Raw genomic sequence first — 15,392 nt, 5'->3', positions numbered from 1 at the left:
TGCCTTACAAGCAGGAGGTCACAGGTTCGAGCCCTGTCGCGCCCACCACGGCCCGGTAGTTCAGTTGGTTAGAATGCCAGCCTGTCACGCTGGAGGTCGAGGGTTCGAGTCCCTTCCGGGTCGCCACTTATCTTGCTTATGCAAGAGATTGAAAATTAAAAATTTAAAATGTAAAATTGGAAGTTTCTTTTTCAATTTTACATTTTACATTTTAAATTCTCACAAGGTGAGTTTGTGCTGGCGTAGCTCAACTGGTAGAGCAGCTGACTTGTAATCAGCAGGTTGTGGGTTCGATTCCTATCGCCAGCTCCATAAGAAAAAGGAAGCATAAGATAAAATCTTATGCTTCCTTTTTCTTATGCTTATAACTAATTTATTTTTCACTAGATTCACTTGTCATACCTATAGGTCTTGAATATATTTTATTTATAGATACTAATCCGCTGATTAATATTAAAAGGCCGCCTCCTACCAATACAGTTCGAACGCCAAAAATTTTTGCTGCAAAGCCGCCAAAAGCTAAAGAAATAATTGATGATATATTTGTTAATATTGTATTCAGACTAAAGGTTCTACCGAGATATTGTTTATCACAGTTTTGCTGCATGATTGTGGTTCTTGAAATAGCAAATAATGCATTAAATATTCCATTTAGAAATTGTATTATAACTGCTAAAGTAAAGAGTGTGTTTAGTGGGAATATAGTAATTGAAAATCCTAAACCTATTAAACCTGCTTTAAAAGTAATATCAGTAGGTACATTTTTTAAGTATTTGTATAAAACTAATGAAGTTAAAATCATAGCTAATCCTTTAAATGTAAGAATTGTGCCATAGCCCTGTGAACCTGTTTTTAAAAATTCATAAACATACATAATTAGTAGTGCATTTAACATACCAGCAGCTAGTCCAACTATTGTATTTATTACTAATACATTATAAATAATATTGTTGCTTTTTATATATTCTAATCCTTTAACAAATGAAATTTTATCTGTTTGATGAAGTTTTGCAATTTCTTGTATTTCACATTTACTTGATTTAATCATATAAACCATAATCATTGATATTAGAAATGTTAAAGAGTCGATATAAAAACAATACTCTATTTTAAACCTAGAAATGATAACACCTGCTAATGATGGACCTATTACCATCATTAATGAACTAAATGAACTACTTAAACTGTTTATTTGCTTTAATTCTTTTTTTTCGACTAACTCTGGTAACATACTGCTTCTAGCTGTGTCATAAAATATAGAAACAGAAGATATAGCCAAAATTATAGAAAATACATATTCTTTAAAAAAAGGTATTATAAAAACCAAAATAGCTCTTATGAAATCTCCTAAAATTAAAATCCTTTTTTTGCTGTGAATATCAACTATTTTTCCAACAAAAGCTCCGAATATTATCGAAGGTAATAACATCATAACAGATAGAAATGACATATCTACAGGTGATTTATTGATATTGTATACTAATGTTAAAACAGCAATTCTATCTATCCAATTTCCTATATCAGAAATCACCTGTGATGATATGAAAAAAACAACATTCCTATTTTTATTCATATTTTCACCTTTTAAAATTATTAGTTTTATTAAGATTCCCATCTCAAATCAGGGCCAAAAAATCTAATTGGAGTAAATTTGCTTAGAATTCTGGAAAAAATCCTATCTGTATAAGTGTTAGATATTTCCATAGGTGAAAGATTCGTAGATATTATAGTTTTATTCCCTTTTATTAACCTTGAGTTTACTATGTTAAATATTTCGGTATTAGTAAAGGTGTTTACTAGTTCAGTACCTAAATCATCAATTATTAGCAAATCTGCATCAAATAAAAGCTCATAATCTAATTTATACTGCTCTTTGCCTGAATTTCTTCTAAATCTATATTCTTCTATTATTTCAAGTATTTTAAAAGCCGTCTGATATATTACTATTTTCCCTTTATCTAATAGAGCTTTAGCAATGCAGTTGCACATAAAAGTCTTACCTAATCCAGTCGTTCCATAGAACAATAGATTTTCTTCATTATCTTCATCAAAATTAAATACAAATCCTTCACAAATACTTAATATGTTCTGCATGTTTTCTCTTGGTGTCATCTTTTCATCTTCAAAAGGTTTATCGCTGAAAATGTTAATGTTAAAAGTCTGGAAATTCTCTTTATGAAGTATATGTTCAAGGTTAGACATCTTGTAAGCTCTATTAATAAGAGCTTGTTTAAAACAAGAACATTTACTGCCATCTTCCAAAAATCCTGTGTCTTTACATTTGTTACATTCATAATTTATGTTCATGTATTCTAGAGGGATGTTATTTTCAGTGAGTAATATTGCTTTTTCACGTTTTAATTCTTCTAATTTATTCTTTACTTCTTTTATTTTATCGTTATAATTTTCGGGATTATTTATAATCGCTTTGGATATCATTAGCCCTGTTTTAGAAATTTGTTTATCTATCTCTTTTAATTTGGGAATTTTTGAATAGACCTCATTTTGCCTTAATTTTTGTTCATATAATGCCTTATCTCTTTTTTTTTCGTATTCCCTTAAAATCTCGTTAATTATACTATTATCCATAAATATCCTCCTTAAATAAGGAAATTAAATATTTTTATTTTTAGTTTTCTTTTCAAAAATTTTTCTTACAATCTTATCTAGTTCATCCGAAGTATATTTGGAAGTTCTTTGTTCGAAATTGTGGAATTTAGTTGTAACTTTATTTTGGGTTGTAGATTTTCGATTAATTTTTTGCTTATCCTTTTCTTCAATTTCATTGACATTTCTAATTCCTTTGCTGTACCAAGATGAAAGTATGCCGTCTATATAATTTATGCTTGGATTTGATGTTTTCTTAGTATTTTCGCAGGCCTTTAATACGATATCTAAATCGAATTTCCATTCATCAAACCATTTGTCTATTACTTTTTTTTCTGCTTCACTAGGAAGTCTAAAATTAAAACCTAGAGCTTTCATTATTCTTTCGTAAATTTGGAATCTCTTATCTTTAGTTTCTAAATATTGTTCTAAAGCTTTTGAATTAGTAATATTCATATCATACCAGTTTCTTATTATCCCCTCTACATAATTAACATTTTTCTTGTTTTTTCTTTCTACTGAATAGAAGAAGGCTTTAACGATTATTTGAGGCTCCATATTGTAGTTGTATATCCATTCAAGAATTTTTTTCTTTTCGTTAGGGACTAATGGACGTCTGATTATTTGATTTATCGAGTAGAACATATCTTGGATTGTAGTATTTTTATTTGCTTCGATTAAGTCGTTTACGGAACAGGAGTAGTAGGTGTTTTCAGTATATTTAGTGGAGTTAGTCGTTATCGGTTTATAATTATTATTAATGTATAACTGTTTTAAATTTAAAAATTCGACAGTATAGTTGTACTGATCATCTTCTTTAGGATGCTTTTTGATTATACCTTTTTCTTCCCAAAAGTCCCAAGCTTTCAATACATCTGATAATGGTATATTTAGATGTTTTGCAATAGTTTCATTAGTAAGTTCAATATTGGAATCTTTATCATTAGCATATTTATATCCTAATAAATATACTTTGACATACGTACCATTAGCCATTGGCATGAAATCGTTAATAAAAATATTTTCAATTGGGGTATCACCTAAATCTATATCGGTAATCTCTTTATAAAAAGACAATATGCTCACCTACCATAAGATAATTTTATCAGTTTAATAATATAACTTCTATCTGTGGATTTCAATAAATTGTTCCTTAATCTATTTAAACCAAAGTTTTGTTTTACTATTATAACACAATGTCTGTATAAATTTATATCAAGTTATATTTTCTAATTGTTTATTAATATATTTTAGTAATAAATTCAAAAATGAAAGGTAAGTGAAATAAAATGAAAACTATTTTTAAAATTTTATTGCTTCTCATAATAACAATAACTCCAATTGTAACATATACATTTATTAGAGATGATGTCCAATTTACATTTAATGCAAACTATAAAACATTAAACAGATATTTTATTAAAGCAGAATTTGATCCTGTAAATAAGGTAATTTATGTTGATGAAAAAGTGAATTATATAAATAACACGGGGAAAAAGCTCAAAAAGATATATTTTCATATATATCCGAATGCCTTTAAAACAGCAAAAACAGCACCATATTTTGAAGAAGATTTTTATGAAGCTTATCCAAATGGATTTGATTCAGGATATATTGATATAAAAAAGGTAACAGTAGATAATAGAAAGTCAAAATATAATATTATAGGGCGAGATCATACAATACTTATGATTGAACTTGAGAAATGGCTTGAAAACGGTGCTCAAATTACTGTCCAGATACAGGGTAGAGTAAAAATACCAAATTCTAGAGGTAGATTTGGATATGACAAATATACTTTTAATATAACAAACTGGTATCCTATTTTAGCTGTTTATGATGAAGATGGGTGGAATTTAGATCCTTATTATAAATTAGGTGATCCGTTTTACAGTGATATTAGTAATTATAGAGTAGAATTTATTGTACCATCAGATTATTTTCCGGTTAGTACAGGCGTAATTATAGATAAAAAAAGATTAAATGATAGGATGAAATATTATATAAAAGCCGATAATGTCAGAGATTTTGCTATTATTTTAAGTAATAAATTTAAAAAACAAGAGGCTTGGGTTGATAATATCAGGGTAGTTTCTTATTGTTTTGATGATGCATATAAGAAAGAAGCTTTACAATATGCAGTAGATTCAATTAAAGTATTTAATGATTTATTTGGGGAATATCCTTATGAGGAATTTGAGGTTGTAGCAAGCGATTTTTATATCGGAGGTATGGAATATCCGAATGTGGTTATGATAGATAAAGACATATATTCATATGGACAGTTAGATATATTGGAATATATTATTGTACATGAAACGGCTCATCAATGGTGGTACGGTGTTGTTGGAAATGATCAAATTGACGAACCGTGGTTAGATGAAAGTTTAACTGAATATTCAACGATTTTATATTACGAAAAAAAGTATGGTCAAGAAGTTAAGAATAAGGTATTTAATCAGATGGTTATTAATCGTTTTAATAAGTATGAGGACTATAGTTTTATAAATAAGTCTATAAATAAGAGCTTGAAAAATTTTAATTCATGGAGAGAATATTCGGCTTTGGTATATCAGAAAGGTGCGATAAGTTTAAATGAGTTTAGAAGAAAAATTGGAGATGAAAAATTCTTTAATATTTTAAAACTTTATTTTGAAAGAAATAAGTTTAAAAATGCAAAAACTGAAGACTTTATTGAAATATGTAGAGAAGTATTAAAATTAAAGAACGATGAAACTATTATGAAGCAGTTATCTATTAGATAGAATATAAAATTAATTAGAAGAATAAAATAATTATAGACATGCTATTAGATTATTCCTTGTAAAATTTACAATATATGATATAATTTAATTTGAGTTTATATTACAATTGTGTTACAAGAAACTTTTTGGGAAGGAGCTTTAGAATGAATGGCTCGTACTTTAAGAAAGTTAATGAACTTATTAAGAAATTGAATATAGAGAACAATAGCGGAAAATTCAATAAAAAGGTTATGTTTATTGTGATAATAAGCATTTTAGTAGTCGGGTTTGCATTTGCTGGATATAGAAAAGAAATATATACAAGGGCTTTTAAGGTTACTTATAATGGCAATTACATAGGGACTGTTAGAAACAAGGAGATTGTTAGTGATGTTGCAACTGCTCTTAAAGATGAATTAACTACAGATTATGGAATCGAAGTTACTATTGAAGATGAGTTTGAATATGAATCTACTCATGCTGAAGATAGTGAGTTGACAAATAAAGAAGATATTAAGAGAAATTTAAAGAATAACATTGAATTTGATGTATCTGCATATGCTATTGAAGTAGACGGAAAGATATTGGGTATTCTTAAGACAGAAGATTTAGCCAAAAAAGTGTTAGATAAGGTTAAAGAGCCTTATATAAATTCAGTAAATGCAAAGAATTCTTCGATAGAGGATGTGAAATTTGTTGAAAACGTCAAAATAGTTAAAAAAGAAGTGCCTTTATCTAAAGTAGAGGATTTTGATAAAGTATTAAATTATATACAAAAGGGAACAGATGAAGTTAAGACTCACATTGTAAAAAAGGGTGAGAATTTTTGGACGATAGCACATAAGTATAATTTGACTGTAAATGATTTGGTTAAAGCAAATCCTGATAAAAATCCTAAACTTATTCATCCGGGAGATGAATTGAGTTTAATAGTACCTAAACCGTATCTAACGGTAGCTACTTATGAGGAAAAGAAATATATTGAAAAGATTGATTTTGATATAAAATACGAATATAGTTCTAAAATGTATAAGGATCAAGCGATAATAAAAAGAAGAGGCGCATATGGGAAAAAAGAAATTATAGCTAAAGTAGAAAAACATAATGGAATTGAAGCCAAAAAGGAGATTTTAAAGGAAACTGTTATTTCTAATCCAGTAACTCAAATTATTATTAAGGGGACTAAAGAAATACCTCCGCTAAAAGCAACAGGCGTATTTATAACACCTACGAGAGGAACTTTGACTTCAGGATTTGGTATGAGATGGGGAAGGATGCATGAAGGTATAGATTTAGCAGCGAGAGTTGGAACGCCTATTAAAGCGGCAGATGGTGGAATAGTTACTTTTGCAGGTTGGAAAGGTTCATATGGCTATATGGTTGAGATAGATCATGGTGGAGGATTTAAAACTAGATATGCTCATTGTAGTAAGATTTATGTCAAGAAAGGACAGAAAGTTTATAAAGGGAAGGTAATAGCAGCTGTTGGTAACACGGGTAGAAGTACAGGTCCTCATCTGCATTTTGAAGTTCGTAAATATGACAAACCAGTAAATCCGTATAAATATTTAGGCAAAAAATATAGATAGCTCAGTCTTTTGACTGAGCTTATTTAAATTCTTCTACTTAAAAGCAAGAACAATAATACAATGGCAATAAAGTTGTCACCGAATAAATTTTCTGTATATGGTTTTTCTTCGGGAATATCTTCCATAGGCTTTTCTTTAAATAATTTTTCTAGATTGATTACGCCACTTCCTTGATTATTATAGGTATCTTTTAAATCTACACATGACTTCATAATCATTGTTTTAACTTGGTTTGGACTAAGATATCCATGTTTACTGTATAATAAGGCGCAGGCTCCTGATACCATAGGGGTTGCCATAGAAGTACCGCTTAATGAGGTATAGCTGCTAAGATTGCTGTTTGATAATGACATGATATCGACTCCCGGAGCTACAACATCTGGCTTTTTAAACCCTTCTTTTGTAGGTCCTCTGCTTGAGAAAGGTGCAATAAAATCATCGCTCAATTCAGGAGTTTTATTATCATCTACTGCTCCAACTGTAATTACTTTTTTAGAATTACCCGGAGATAATATTGTTTCTTTAGCAGGTCCACTATTACCAGCAGCAACAACAACAGTTAAACCAGACTTGACAGCTTCTTCTACGGCCTTTACAAGAGGGTCTTCATAGTATGGATTTGTAGGTGGACTGCCTAATGACAAATTTATTATTTTGGTATTGTATACATTTTTAGTTTTTATTACCCATTCTATTGCTGCGACTATATCTGATGTACTGCCGCTTCCAGAACTGTCTAATGCTTTCACTCCTAAAATATTACATTCTGGGGCTATACCTGCATATTTACCTTTTGATGAATATCCATTTGAAGCTATTATACCTGAAACATGTGTGCCGTGGCCATTGTCGTCATATGGTGAGGTTTTGTTATTTACAAAATCTTTAAAACTTATAATTCTGTTTTTTGGTTTTGTAAGGTCATTATGTGGTGCAACACCTGTATCAATTACAGCAACGGTTATTCCTTTACCTGTGTATCCTAATTCATGAGCAAATTTACTTTTTATAGAAGATGTTGCAATGTCTAATAAGGCAAAAACTTTAGAATCAAAGCTTATATATTCGATATTCGGGTCTCTTGCTAATCTGCTTATAGTTTCGATATTTAAGCTGCAAGCTATTCCACCTACTAGAGGAAGAGAACGTTTAACTTTACTTGACATACCTAGTACGATGTTGCTAAGCCTACTAAAATTACCATTTTTAGCTCTAATAATAACAGGAATTTCTTCTTTAGATTTTGAATTGAGTTTAGCACTTACTATGGGATCGATTTTATATTTTCTCTGCCTTCTCATGCATCTCACCTTCCTATGATTTAATTTATGCATAAGAAGGCTAAAAGGTTATACTTTTAAGATTTGCATATATAAAAACAAAAATTACTAATGAAGTTTACATAATAACATGATATAATATCTACGTTCCCTCATATACATATCTTAAGGAAAGGGGGAACGATAGAATGAAAAAGCATATAAAAAATGTTTTAAGATTATTGATTGTTATAATATTTGTTTTTATATTTATTTCTATTACTAATTTGAAATTTATTGGATATCTACAGAGGTCTGTCAGTACTTTAATTAATAATGTAGAGAAGAAAAGGATACTGACTAATATAAAGGATTATGATACATTAGAAACTAGACATTTTATTATAAGATTTGATGGGAAAAATGATAAAATAGCATATTTAACAGGCGAAGTAGCTGAAAAATATTATAATGCAGTTTGTGATATGTTTAATTATTATCCTAAAGAAAAGAGCATTATAATAATATACAATGATGGAGATGAATTATTGAAAAATACACGTTTAAATAAACAGACGTATCCAATGGGGGTTTATTATAGTGGAGTGATTAACATATTATCTCCTAGCCTATGGATAAATGATGTTGAAGATTTTAACATTATTTATGAAAAAGAAGGACCTATTGTCCATGAATTTACTCATCTTATAGTTGACAAAATTACTCATGGGAATTACCCAATGTGGCTTACAGAAGGGATAGCGCTTTATATTGAATATAAATTGACGGGATTTGAATGGGGAAAAGATATCGAACATGTAGACGGAATAGATATAAAAAGTTTAGATAAAAATTTTTCTGAACTGGACCAATATATTGCATACAGAAAATCTTTTGAAGTTATTAAAAAGATTTCTGATGTATGGGGATTTGAGAAACTAAAAGATATATTAGTAACATTAGGGGAAGGGAATAATTTGAAAAGTTCTACTAAAGCAGTGCTGAAAACAAATTTATATGAGATAGAATAAAATGAAGTCAACCATTTGGTTGACTTCATTTTAGAAATTATGGGGGATGGAGAATAAAATACTACCATATTTTATATTTTACATATTCTAATATAAATTATATTATATAATTAGACAAAATTCTACAGGACTTTTGTCCTAATTGGAATAATAATGTCGTATTGTGTTGACAAAAAATACATATATTAGAATGATATTTGAAGGATAAACTGATTTTAATATAGAATTATAATAAAATAATTCTGTCTGGGAATTGATTTTTTCATAGACTATAATATTTGGGGTGATGATTGATGAGTAAAAAAATATTAGTTGTAGATGATGAAAAACCTATTGCTGAAATATTAAAGTTTAACATAGAGAAAGAAGGATTTCATGTTGAGCTAGCATATGACGGTGAAGAAGCTGTATTTAAGGCATTTAATTTAGAGCCAGATTTGATTTTGTTAGATGTAATGCTCCCTAAAAAAGATGGTTTTCAGGTACTTAAAGAAATAAGACATAAACTCAAGACTCCTGTATTGATGTTGACTGCAAAGGAAGAAGAGGTGGACAAGGTATTAGGATTAGAACTTGGAGCTGATGATTACATAACAAAGCCTTTTAGTATGAGAGAACTTATAGCCAGAGTTAAAGCTAATTTAAGAAGGGCAGATATGTCAAATGGCAATTTTAATGGAGAAGTAATAGTTTGTGAAGATTTAATCATAGATTTAAATAGATATGAAGTTAAAAAGAATAATAAGATTATAGAGTTAACATTAAGAGAATTTGAATTACTTAAGTTTTTAGCTACAAAATCTGGACAAGTATTTTCAAGAGAACAATTGCTTGAAGAAGTTTGGGGTTACGAATATTATGGAGATATAAGAACGGTAGATGTTACTGTAAGAAGGTTGAGAGAAAAAGTTGAGGATGATTCTAGTAATCCTAAGTATGTCCTCACTAAAAGAGGTGTTGGGTATTACTTCAGGAGGGCGTAATAATGTTTAAAAGTGTTAGATGGAAATTTATAACTATCTATTTTCTATTAGTATTTATGGCAATGGTCATAGTAGGAGTATTTATTATAGAGAATTTAGAGAAACATCAACTTAAACAGGTTTCTGATGATATGGAGTATCGTATTGAGGAAATCGTGAGATCTTCTGCAATACAACAGGATAATTGGGAAAAATCAAGGGAAAGTATACAGACAACTATTTCAAAATGGCCTTTAAAAACTACTGAAACTTTATATATATTAAGTAATTCACAAATACCAGAGATATTGGCAAGTAATAATAGAAAATTTCAGGGCAGGAAAGCTTTTGAGTGCAAACTGTTAAATTCGGCTTTAATATTATCTGCTTTAGATGGACAAAAAGTAGATGCTATTATTTCTAATTTTGATAGAGTAAATGTAAAAGAAAAACATTTAGCTTACCCTGTATTTAATAAAGTAGGGGAGGTTAAAGGTATTATATATCTTGTATCGGATTTAAAAGATGTTTATGCTACTATAGATGAATCTAAAATTATTTTAACCCAGGCAACGTTATTAGCCCTATTAATTACAGTTTTTCTGGGTTTTTTTATTGCGAGAAGCATAACAGGACCGATAAATGATGTTACAATAAAAGCCGAAAAGATGGCTAAAGGCGATTTTGATCAATTTGTTGAGGTTAAATCAGATGATGAAATTGGACAACTTGCTAATATGTTTAACTATTTGACTAAAAAACTTAAAGAAACGATATCTGAGGTATATAGTGAAAAGAGTAAGATGGATACTATTTTTACATATATGGCCGATGGTGTGATAGCAGTAAATAAAGATGGAGAAATTATACATGCAAATCCGATAGTTTTAGACTTATTTGGATTATCTTATGATGAGTTAAGTAAAAAAAGATATGATGATTTAGTAAGACCGTTAAACGAAAAATTGACGTTAGAATATATTCAAAAAATTGATAAATGGGAAGGCAGTGAAGTTATTGAATATAATTCAGTAATATATAGAGCTAAATTTGCACCATTTAAAAATGAAAACGGTGATTATGGCGGACTCATAGTAGTTTTGCAGGATATAACTGAACAGCAAAAATTAGAAAATATGAGAAAAGAATTCGTTGCTAATGTATCTCATGAGTTAAAAACACCGATAACAACTATCAAAAGTTATACAGAAACTCTTCTTGAAGGTGCAATCGATGATACACAATATTCTATGCAATTTTTAAAAGTAATAAATAATGAATGTGATAGAATGGCTAGGATAGTAAGAGACCTATTGCAGCTTTCAAATCTTGATTTTAAACAGACCAAATGGAATATGACGAAAATTTCTGTAAAAGAGCTTATAGAAGAAACTTTAAAAAGAACAGAGATATTTGCGAAAGAAAAAAGACAAAGTATAAATGTTCAAATAGAGGAAAATATTACAGAAATTTTTGCTGACAAAGATGGTATATTACAGGTAATACTAAATATAGTTAGTAATGCTATTAAGTATACTCCTGAAAAAGGTAAAATAGATATTTCTGTGAAAATGGAGAATGATAATGTAGTTATTACTGTTAAAGATAATGGAATTGGTATTCCGGAAAAAGATTTGGATAGGATATTTGAAAGGTTTTATAGAGTAGATAAGGCAAGGTCTAGAGCTTTGGGTGGTACAGGACTAGGTCTTTCGATAGCAAAGCAGATAGTAGAAGCTCATAATGGAGATATAAAGATAAGAAGTAAGTATAATGTCGGTACGGAAGTAGACATTATTTTACCTGTTGTGGGGGTGTAATTCAATTTTAATAACGTTGTAATATATCTGTAATAATATTGTTATATAATTATACTGAAGTATTATTTGTACCTTTAAGGAGGAATAAACATGTTTAGGAAGGTGTTAACAGGGACGTTAATAATAGCGATAATATGTACTTATGGAACAGTTGGTTACTCGGCTGGAGATGATGTTGAAATAAAAAATAGCAATACAAATGTTGAAAAGGCTGAAGAAGGGAGTATTATTAATGTAATCTATCCAGAAGATAATCTGATTACTACTGATAATATTGTTTTGCTCTCTGGAAGAGCCAAAAAGGGTCTCAAGATAATAATAGAAGTATATTCTTCTACTGGTTTACTTGATGTTGACTTTGATGTTGATATATCATCAACAAAAAATGATGGCAATGAGAAAAATGACAGCGATATAGAAGAAGTAAAAGAGATAGAAAACACAGAAGCAACAGAAGAAGTACAGACAAAAGAAACAAAAGAATCAGAGGATACATATACACTTGAGTCAAAAGAAGTATTGGAAGTAGGAGAGTTGGGTGTATTTGCTAAGGAACTAGAACTTAAACAAGGGAAAAACAAAATAAATATATATGTTATTGATGATGAAGATGAAGAGACAGAGATTATAACTAAATATGTGTATGTCACTGATATAGAGAAGGTTAAAGAGTATATTGACAAACTTGAAAATATGAATTTTTCTGAAACTATTAAAAAGATGATAGATTCATCAAATAATCAAGATACTAGCACAGAGCTTTGGAGATGATTTTAGATGCAAAAAGATAGAGCGAAGACTTTTTTGCTAGTATCTTTAGTTTTAGTTAGTATTTTTTTAACACAGCAGTTATGGGTACAGATTCCATTTTCTTTTGGGCCTTATTTAAGTAGAGATAAAGACAGAGGAATTAGGTATAATTATATTCTGTCTGATGTGATATCTCCTGAAAAATATCTAATTAACTTTGGCGGCAGTTATACTATATTATATTCGGGTAGTAGAGATGACTTGTGGTTAAAAATTAGGTCTTATCTGAAAGGAATTTTCCAAAATGAAGATTTAAGTTATAAGGAGATAGACGAAACGGAGATTATTAAGAATGATGTTAAGAAGTCTATAAATTTATTTTTCGCTGATGATATACCAACATATATGTTGTTGAAAATATTGGATTGTAAACTTTCAAGTTCAATTTATAGTAGTATAGAAAATGTACGGAATATCTATATTTATTTAGGAGTAAATCCTTATATAGTACTCAGTAATGGAACTAATCATATAAAAATATATAATATCAAAGTTGATACCAGTATTTTAATAAATACATTGGATAAAATAGAAAGAGAAAATGTGCTTGAGTATTATTCAATTCGAATGTGGGGTATAAATAAGGATGTCTATATACCTATTAATACATCAAGTCTAAGTTATATAATTCCTTATGTTTATGTTAATAATGAAATAAATACCGGAAACTATTTATCTATGGGGTCTGTAGCAAAGAATTTTTTCGGAGAGGATTTAGAATATGCCAGAAAGATAGTTGAGACCGATGGTTCTGTTATTTTTTTATATGGACAAAAAGGGCTGAAAATTTCAAAGAATGGATTAATTGAATACTTTAATACTCTAGATGAAAATGTAACAGAGAGGAACCTTTTTATTAGTCTAAATAAGGCAGTAGATTTTATTACAAAACATTTAGGATGGCCTGAAGAAGCATATCTCTCTTCTATTGAAGAAATAGAATATAAAGGGAATAAAGGATATAGATTTAGATTTGAATATAGAATTAACAACTTGACAATTTATTCTGATAAAAATAAATTTAATAGTCCTATAGAAATAGAAGTTTTCAATAAAAATGTAAAAAGCTATAGAAGGTATATAAGAAATATAAGTCAAGTCGAGTATAAAAAGTTTTCTAAAGATGAAGTTCTACCACCGGAAAAGGTTATAGAAATTAATTTGTCTATGATTAAGGCAGATTTGGCAAAGAAAAACAATTTAAAGATGGAAGAGATTGATAATTTTATGATTTTATCTTTTATAGATGATATTAAGTTGGGATATTTCGATTATTGTGATAAAAAATATAAACAGAAATTAATAGGGGTATGGGTAATTGATGTAGATGGAATTACTTATATTTTTGATATGCATGATGGAAAGTTTGTCAATGGGGGGTTAACGGAATAGCTAATTTTTGGATGGTGAACATAAATGGATTGGTCAAAGGCCATAAATATATTGATAATAGCATTTTTAATTACAAATTTAATTTTAGTATATGTGCTCGTTGATAATAAAAGGGATGATAGTGTCTATCTTACCGTGAAGGAAGAATTTACAAGGGAAGTAAAAAAACTTCTTTTGCAGAAGGGTATAAAGATTGAGACAGATATACCAAAGGCTGTTCCTTCTTTACCTCTATTGACTATAGAATATGAAATACAAAATCCTGAAAGACTGGCAGAAAAGTTATTAGGTAATTATAGTAAAGATGTTGTTGATGGAGAAATATTATATAGAAATGGAAATAAAACGTTACAGATAATAGATAACAAAAAAATAATATACAAAAATAATTCTTCTATTAAAATTTATGATGAACTTGATAAGAACATAGTAGTTTCGATTGCAGAGAATTTTATTAAAAATAATGATTTTACTAAAGATGATTATGAGTTAACAGACTATAGTTTTAATGGGAAGAGCTACTTTTTAAGATATACCAAAAAGAGTAAAGATATGCTGTTAGAAAAAAGTTATATGATATTTGAAATAGATAATACGGGAATTAAGAGATTCGAGAGGCTTTGGTTTGATTTTGTGAAAACAAATGAACGTAAGGTAACGATAAGCTCTGCCCCTGAATCTCTTCTAAGACTGCTTACGATGGAAGATGTTTATGGAAAAACTATAGTAGAGATAAATTTATGTTATTATTTTGATCCAGTAAAACATGGGGCAGGAGATTTAAAGAAAACATTAAAAGGTCAAGCAGGACCAGCATGGCGAGTAAAGTTTAGTGATGGTACTTTAGTATTTATAGACTGAATAATTTATATTTCAAGAATAGAAGAAATTTTTTCTTCTATTTTTTTTGTGTGCCGGGCATGCGTAACAACTAGGTGGTGAAAGTCCACTGTGGGGGTTGACCGTGCCAACCACTAGCTAAAGGCAAGGGTGTCCATCGCGAGGTGGAATCTGAAGGAAGCCGGAGGCAAAATCCTGGTCCGAGGTACACGAACCACATTCGAGGCTGTATAAATCGGGTGAGTTTGCAAAACAAAACAAAGCCCAAAACGGTCCGAAGGTTTATGCAGTAAATGTGGCGGATATATGGGAGGAAAGTGGTTACGCTTACCCCGGGA

At 29.4% G+C, this 15,392-nt stretch carries 12 protein-coding genes and 2 tRNA genes; 10 read left to right on the top strand and 4 right to left on the bottom strand.

Annotation, left to right across the window (positions count from 1 at the left end; translation table 11 throughout):
* Positions 1-49: 49 nt before the first annotated feature.
* Together BUB51_RS08910 and BUB51_RS08905 are read left to right on the top strand one after the other, a co-directional pair.
* Positions 50-126, top strand: a tRNA-Asp gene (locus tag BUB51_RS08910).
* A gap of 110 nt (positions 127-236) precedes the next feature.
* Positions 237-312: transfer RNA gene (locus tag BUB51_RS08905), tRNA-Thr, on the top strand.
* Positions 313-373: 61 nt separating this feature from the next.
* On the opposite strand, the gene BUB51_RS08900 is transcribed toward BUB51_RS08905, so the two are convergent.
* From BUB51_RS08900 to BUB51_RS08890, 3 genes are read right to left on the bottom strand one after another with little or no spacing between them, the layout of a single operon-like run.
* On the bottom strand, positions 374-1,573 hold the full coding sequence (locus BUB51_RS08900) for an MFS transporter (protein ID WP_073197174.1): 1,200 nt from the start codon (positions 1,571-1,573) through the stop codon (positions 374-376).
* Positions 1,574-1,602: 29 nt separating this feature from the next.
* Positions 1,603-2,589, bottom strand: coding sequence for an ATP-binding protein (locus tag BUB51_RS08895; RefSeq protein WP_073197172.1), 987 nt, complete (start codon positions 2,587-2,589; stop codon positions 1,603-1,605).
* Between the two features lie 24 nt (positions 2,590-2,613).
* Positions 2,614-3,684 (bottom strand): DnaD domain-containing protein, encoded by a 1,071-nt coding sequence (locus BUB51_RS08890; protein WP_073197170.1) that lies wholly within the window; start codon positions 3,682-3,684, stop codon positions 2,614-2,616.
* A 212-nt stretch (positions 3,685-3,896) separates the two neighbouring features.
* Here BUB51_RS08890 and BUB51_RS08885 point away from each other — a divergent pair, with 212 nt between their 5' ends.
* Together BUB51_RS08885 and BUB51_RS08880 are read left to right on the top strand one after the other, a co-directional pair.
* Positions 3,897-5,372, top strand: coding sequence for a M1 family metallopeptidase (locus BUB51_RS08885; RefSeq protein WP_073197169.1), 1,476 nt, complete (start codon positions 3,897-3,899; stop codon positions 5,370-5,372).
* Between the two features lie 143 nt (positions 5,373-5,515).
* A complete protein-coding gene (locus BUB51_RS08880; RefSeq protein WP_073197168.1) occupies positions 5,516-6,940 on the top strand; it encodes a peptidoglycan DD-metalloendopeptidase family protein in 1,425 nt (474 codons plus the stop codon).
* A gap of 23 nt (positions 6,941-6,963) precedes the next feature.
* On the opposite strand, the gene BUB51_RS08875 is transcribed toward BUB51_RS08880, so the two are convergent.
* Positions 6,964-8,241: a S8 family peptidase gene (locus BUB51_RS08875; RefSeq protein ID WP_242945576.1), complete on the bottom strand. Its 1,278-nt coding sequence runs from the start codon at positions 8,239-8,241 to the stop codon at positions 6,964-6,966.
* Between the two features lie 167 nt (positions 8,242-8,408).
* On the opposite strand from BUB51_RS08875, the gene BUB51_RS08870 reads away from it, so the two are divergent.
* The 6 genes from BUB51_RS08870 (at position 8,409) to yycI (ending at position 15,075) form a co-directional block, all read left to right on the top strand.
* Positions 8,409-9,230 (top strand): peptidase MA family metallohydrolase, encoded by an 822-nt coding sequence (locus tag BUB51_RS08870; protein WP_073197167.1) that lies wholly within the window; start codon positions 8,409-8,411, stop codon positions 9,228-9,230.
* A gap of 293 nt (positions 9,231-9,523) precedes the next feature.
* Complete coding sequence (gene yycF / locus BUB51_RS08865; protein WP_035161563.1) at positions 9,524-10,213, top strand: response regulator YycF; 690 nt, start codon at positions 9,524-9,526, stop codon at positions 10,211-10,213.
* Positions 10,214-10,215: 2 nt separating this feature from the next.
* Complete coding sequence (locus BUB51_RS08860) at positions 10,216-12,012, top strand: sensor histidine kinase (RefSeq protein ID WP_073197166.1); 1,797 nt, start codon at positions 10,216-10,218, stop codon at positions 12,010-12,012.
* A 90-nt stretch (positions 12,013-12,102) separates the two neighbouring features.
* Positions 12,103-12,783, top strand: coding sequence for a hypothetical protein (locus BUB51_RS08855; RefSeq protein ID WP_073197165.1), 681 nt, complete (start codon positions 12,103-12,105; stop codon positions 12,781-12,783).
* Positions 12,784-12,789: 6 nt separating this feature from the next.
* On the top strand, positions 12,790-14,214 hold the full coding sequence (gene yycH, locus BUB51_RS08850; protein WP_073197164.1) for a two-component system activity regulator YycH: 1,425 nt from the start codon (positions 12,790-12,792) through the stop codon (positions 14,212-14,214).
* 24 nt (positions 14,215-14,238) lie between these two features.
* Positions 14,239-15,075: a two-component system regulatory protein YycI gene (yycI, locus tag BUB51_RS08845; protein ID WP_073197162.1), complete on the top strand. Its 837-nt coding sequence runs from the start codon at positions 14,239-14,241 to the stop codon at positions 15,073-15,075.
* Positions 15,076-15,392: the final 317 nt, after the last annotated feature.

Origin of the sequence: Caloranaerobacter azorensis DSM 13643 (assembly GCF_900129995.1) — a bacterium.
Lineage (GTDB): Bacteria > Bacillota > Clostridia > Tissierellales > Thermohalobacteraceae > Caloranaerobacter > Caloranaerobacter azorensis.
This window is presented reverse-complemented; position numbering and strand designations above follow the sequence as displayed.

Coding starts and splice junctions, on each gene's coding strand:
- BUB51_RS08900 (WP_073197174.1), bottom strand. CDS start 1,573: ATGAATAAAAATAGGAATGTTGTTTTTTTCATATCATCACAGGTGATT.
- BUB51_RS08895 (WP_073197172.1), bottom strand. CDS start 2,589: ATGGATAATAGTATAATTAACGAGATTTTAAGGGAATACGAAAAAAAA.
- BUB51_RS08885 (WP_073197169.1), top strand. CDS start 3,897: ATGAAAACTATTTTTAAAATTTTATTGCTTCTCATAATAACAATAACT.
- BUB51_RS08880 (WP_073197168.1), top strand. CDS start 5,516: ATGAATGGCTCGTACTTTAAGAAAGTTAATGAACTTATTAAGAAATTG.
- BUB51_RS08875 (WP_242945576.1), bottom strand. CDS start 8,241: ATGAGAAGGCAGAGAAAATATAAAATCGATCCCATAGTAAGTGCTAAA.
- BUB51_RS08870 (WP_073197167.1), top strand. CDS start 8,409: ATGAAAAAGCATATAAAAAATGTTTTAAGATTATTGATTGTTATAATA.
- yycF (WP_035161563.1), top strand. CDS start 9,524: ATGAGTAAAAAAATATTAGTTGTAGATGATGAAAAACCTATTGCTGAA.
- BUB51_RS08860 (WP_073197166.1), top strand. CDS start 10,216: ATGTTTAAAAGTGTTAGATGGAAATTTATAACTATCTATTTTCTATTA.
- BUB51_RS08855 (WP_073197165.1), top strand. CDS start 12,103: ATGTTTAGGAAGGTGTTAACAGGGACGTTAATAATAGCGATAATATGT.
- yycH (WP_073197164.1), top strand. CDS start 12,790: ATGCAAAAAGATAGAGCGAAGACTTTTTTGCTAGTATCTTTAGTTTTA.
- yycI (WP_073197162.1), top strand. CDS start 14,239: ATGGATTGGTCAAAGGCCATAAATATATTGATAATAGCATTTTTAATT.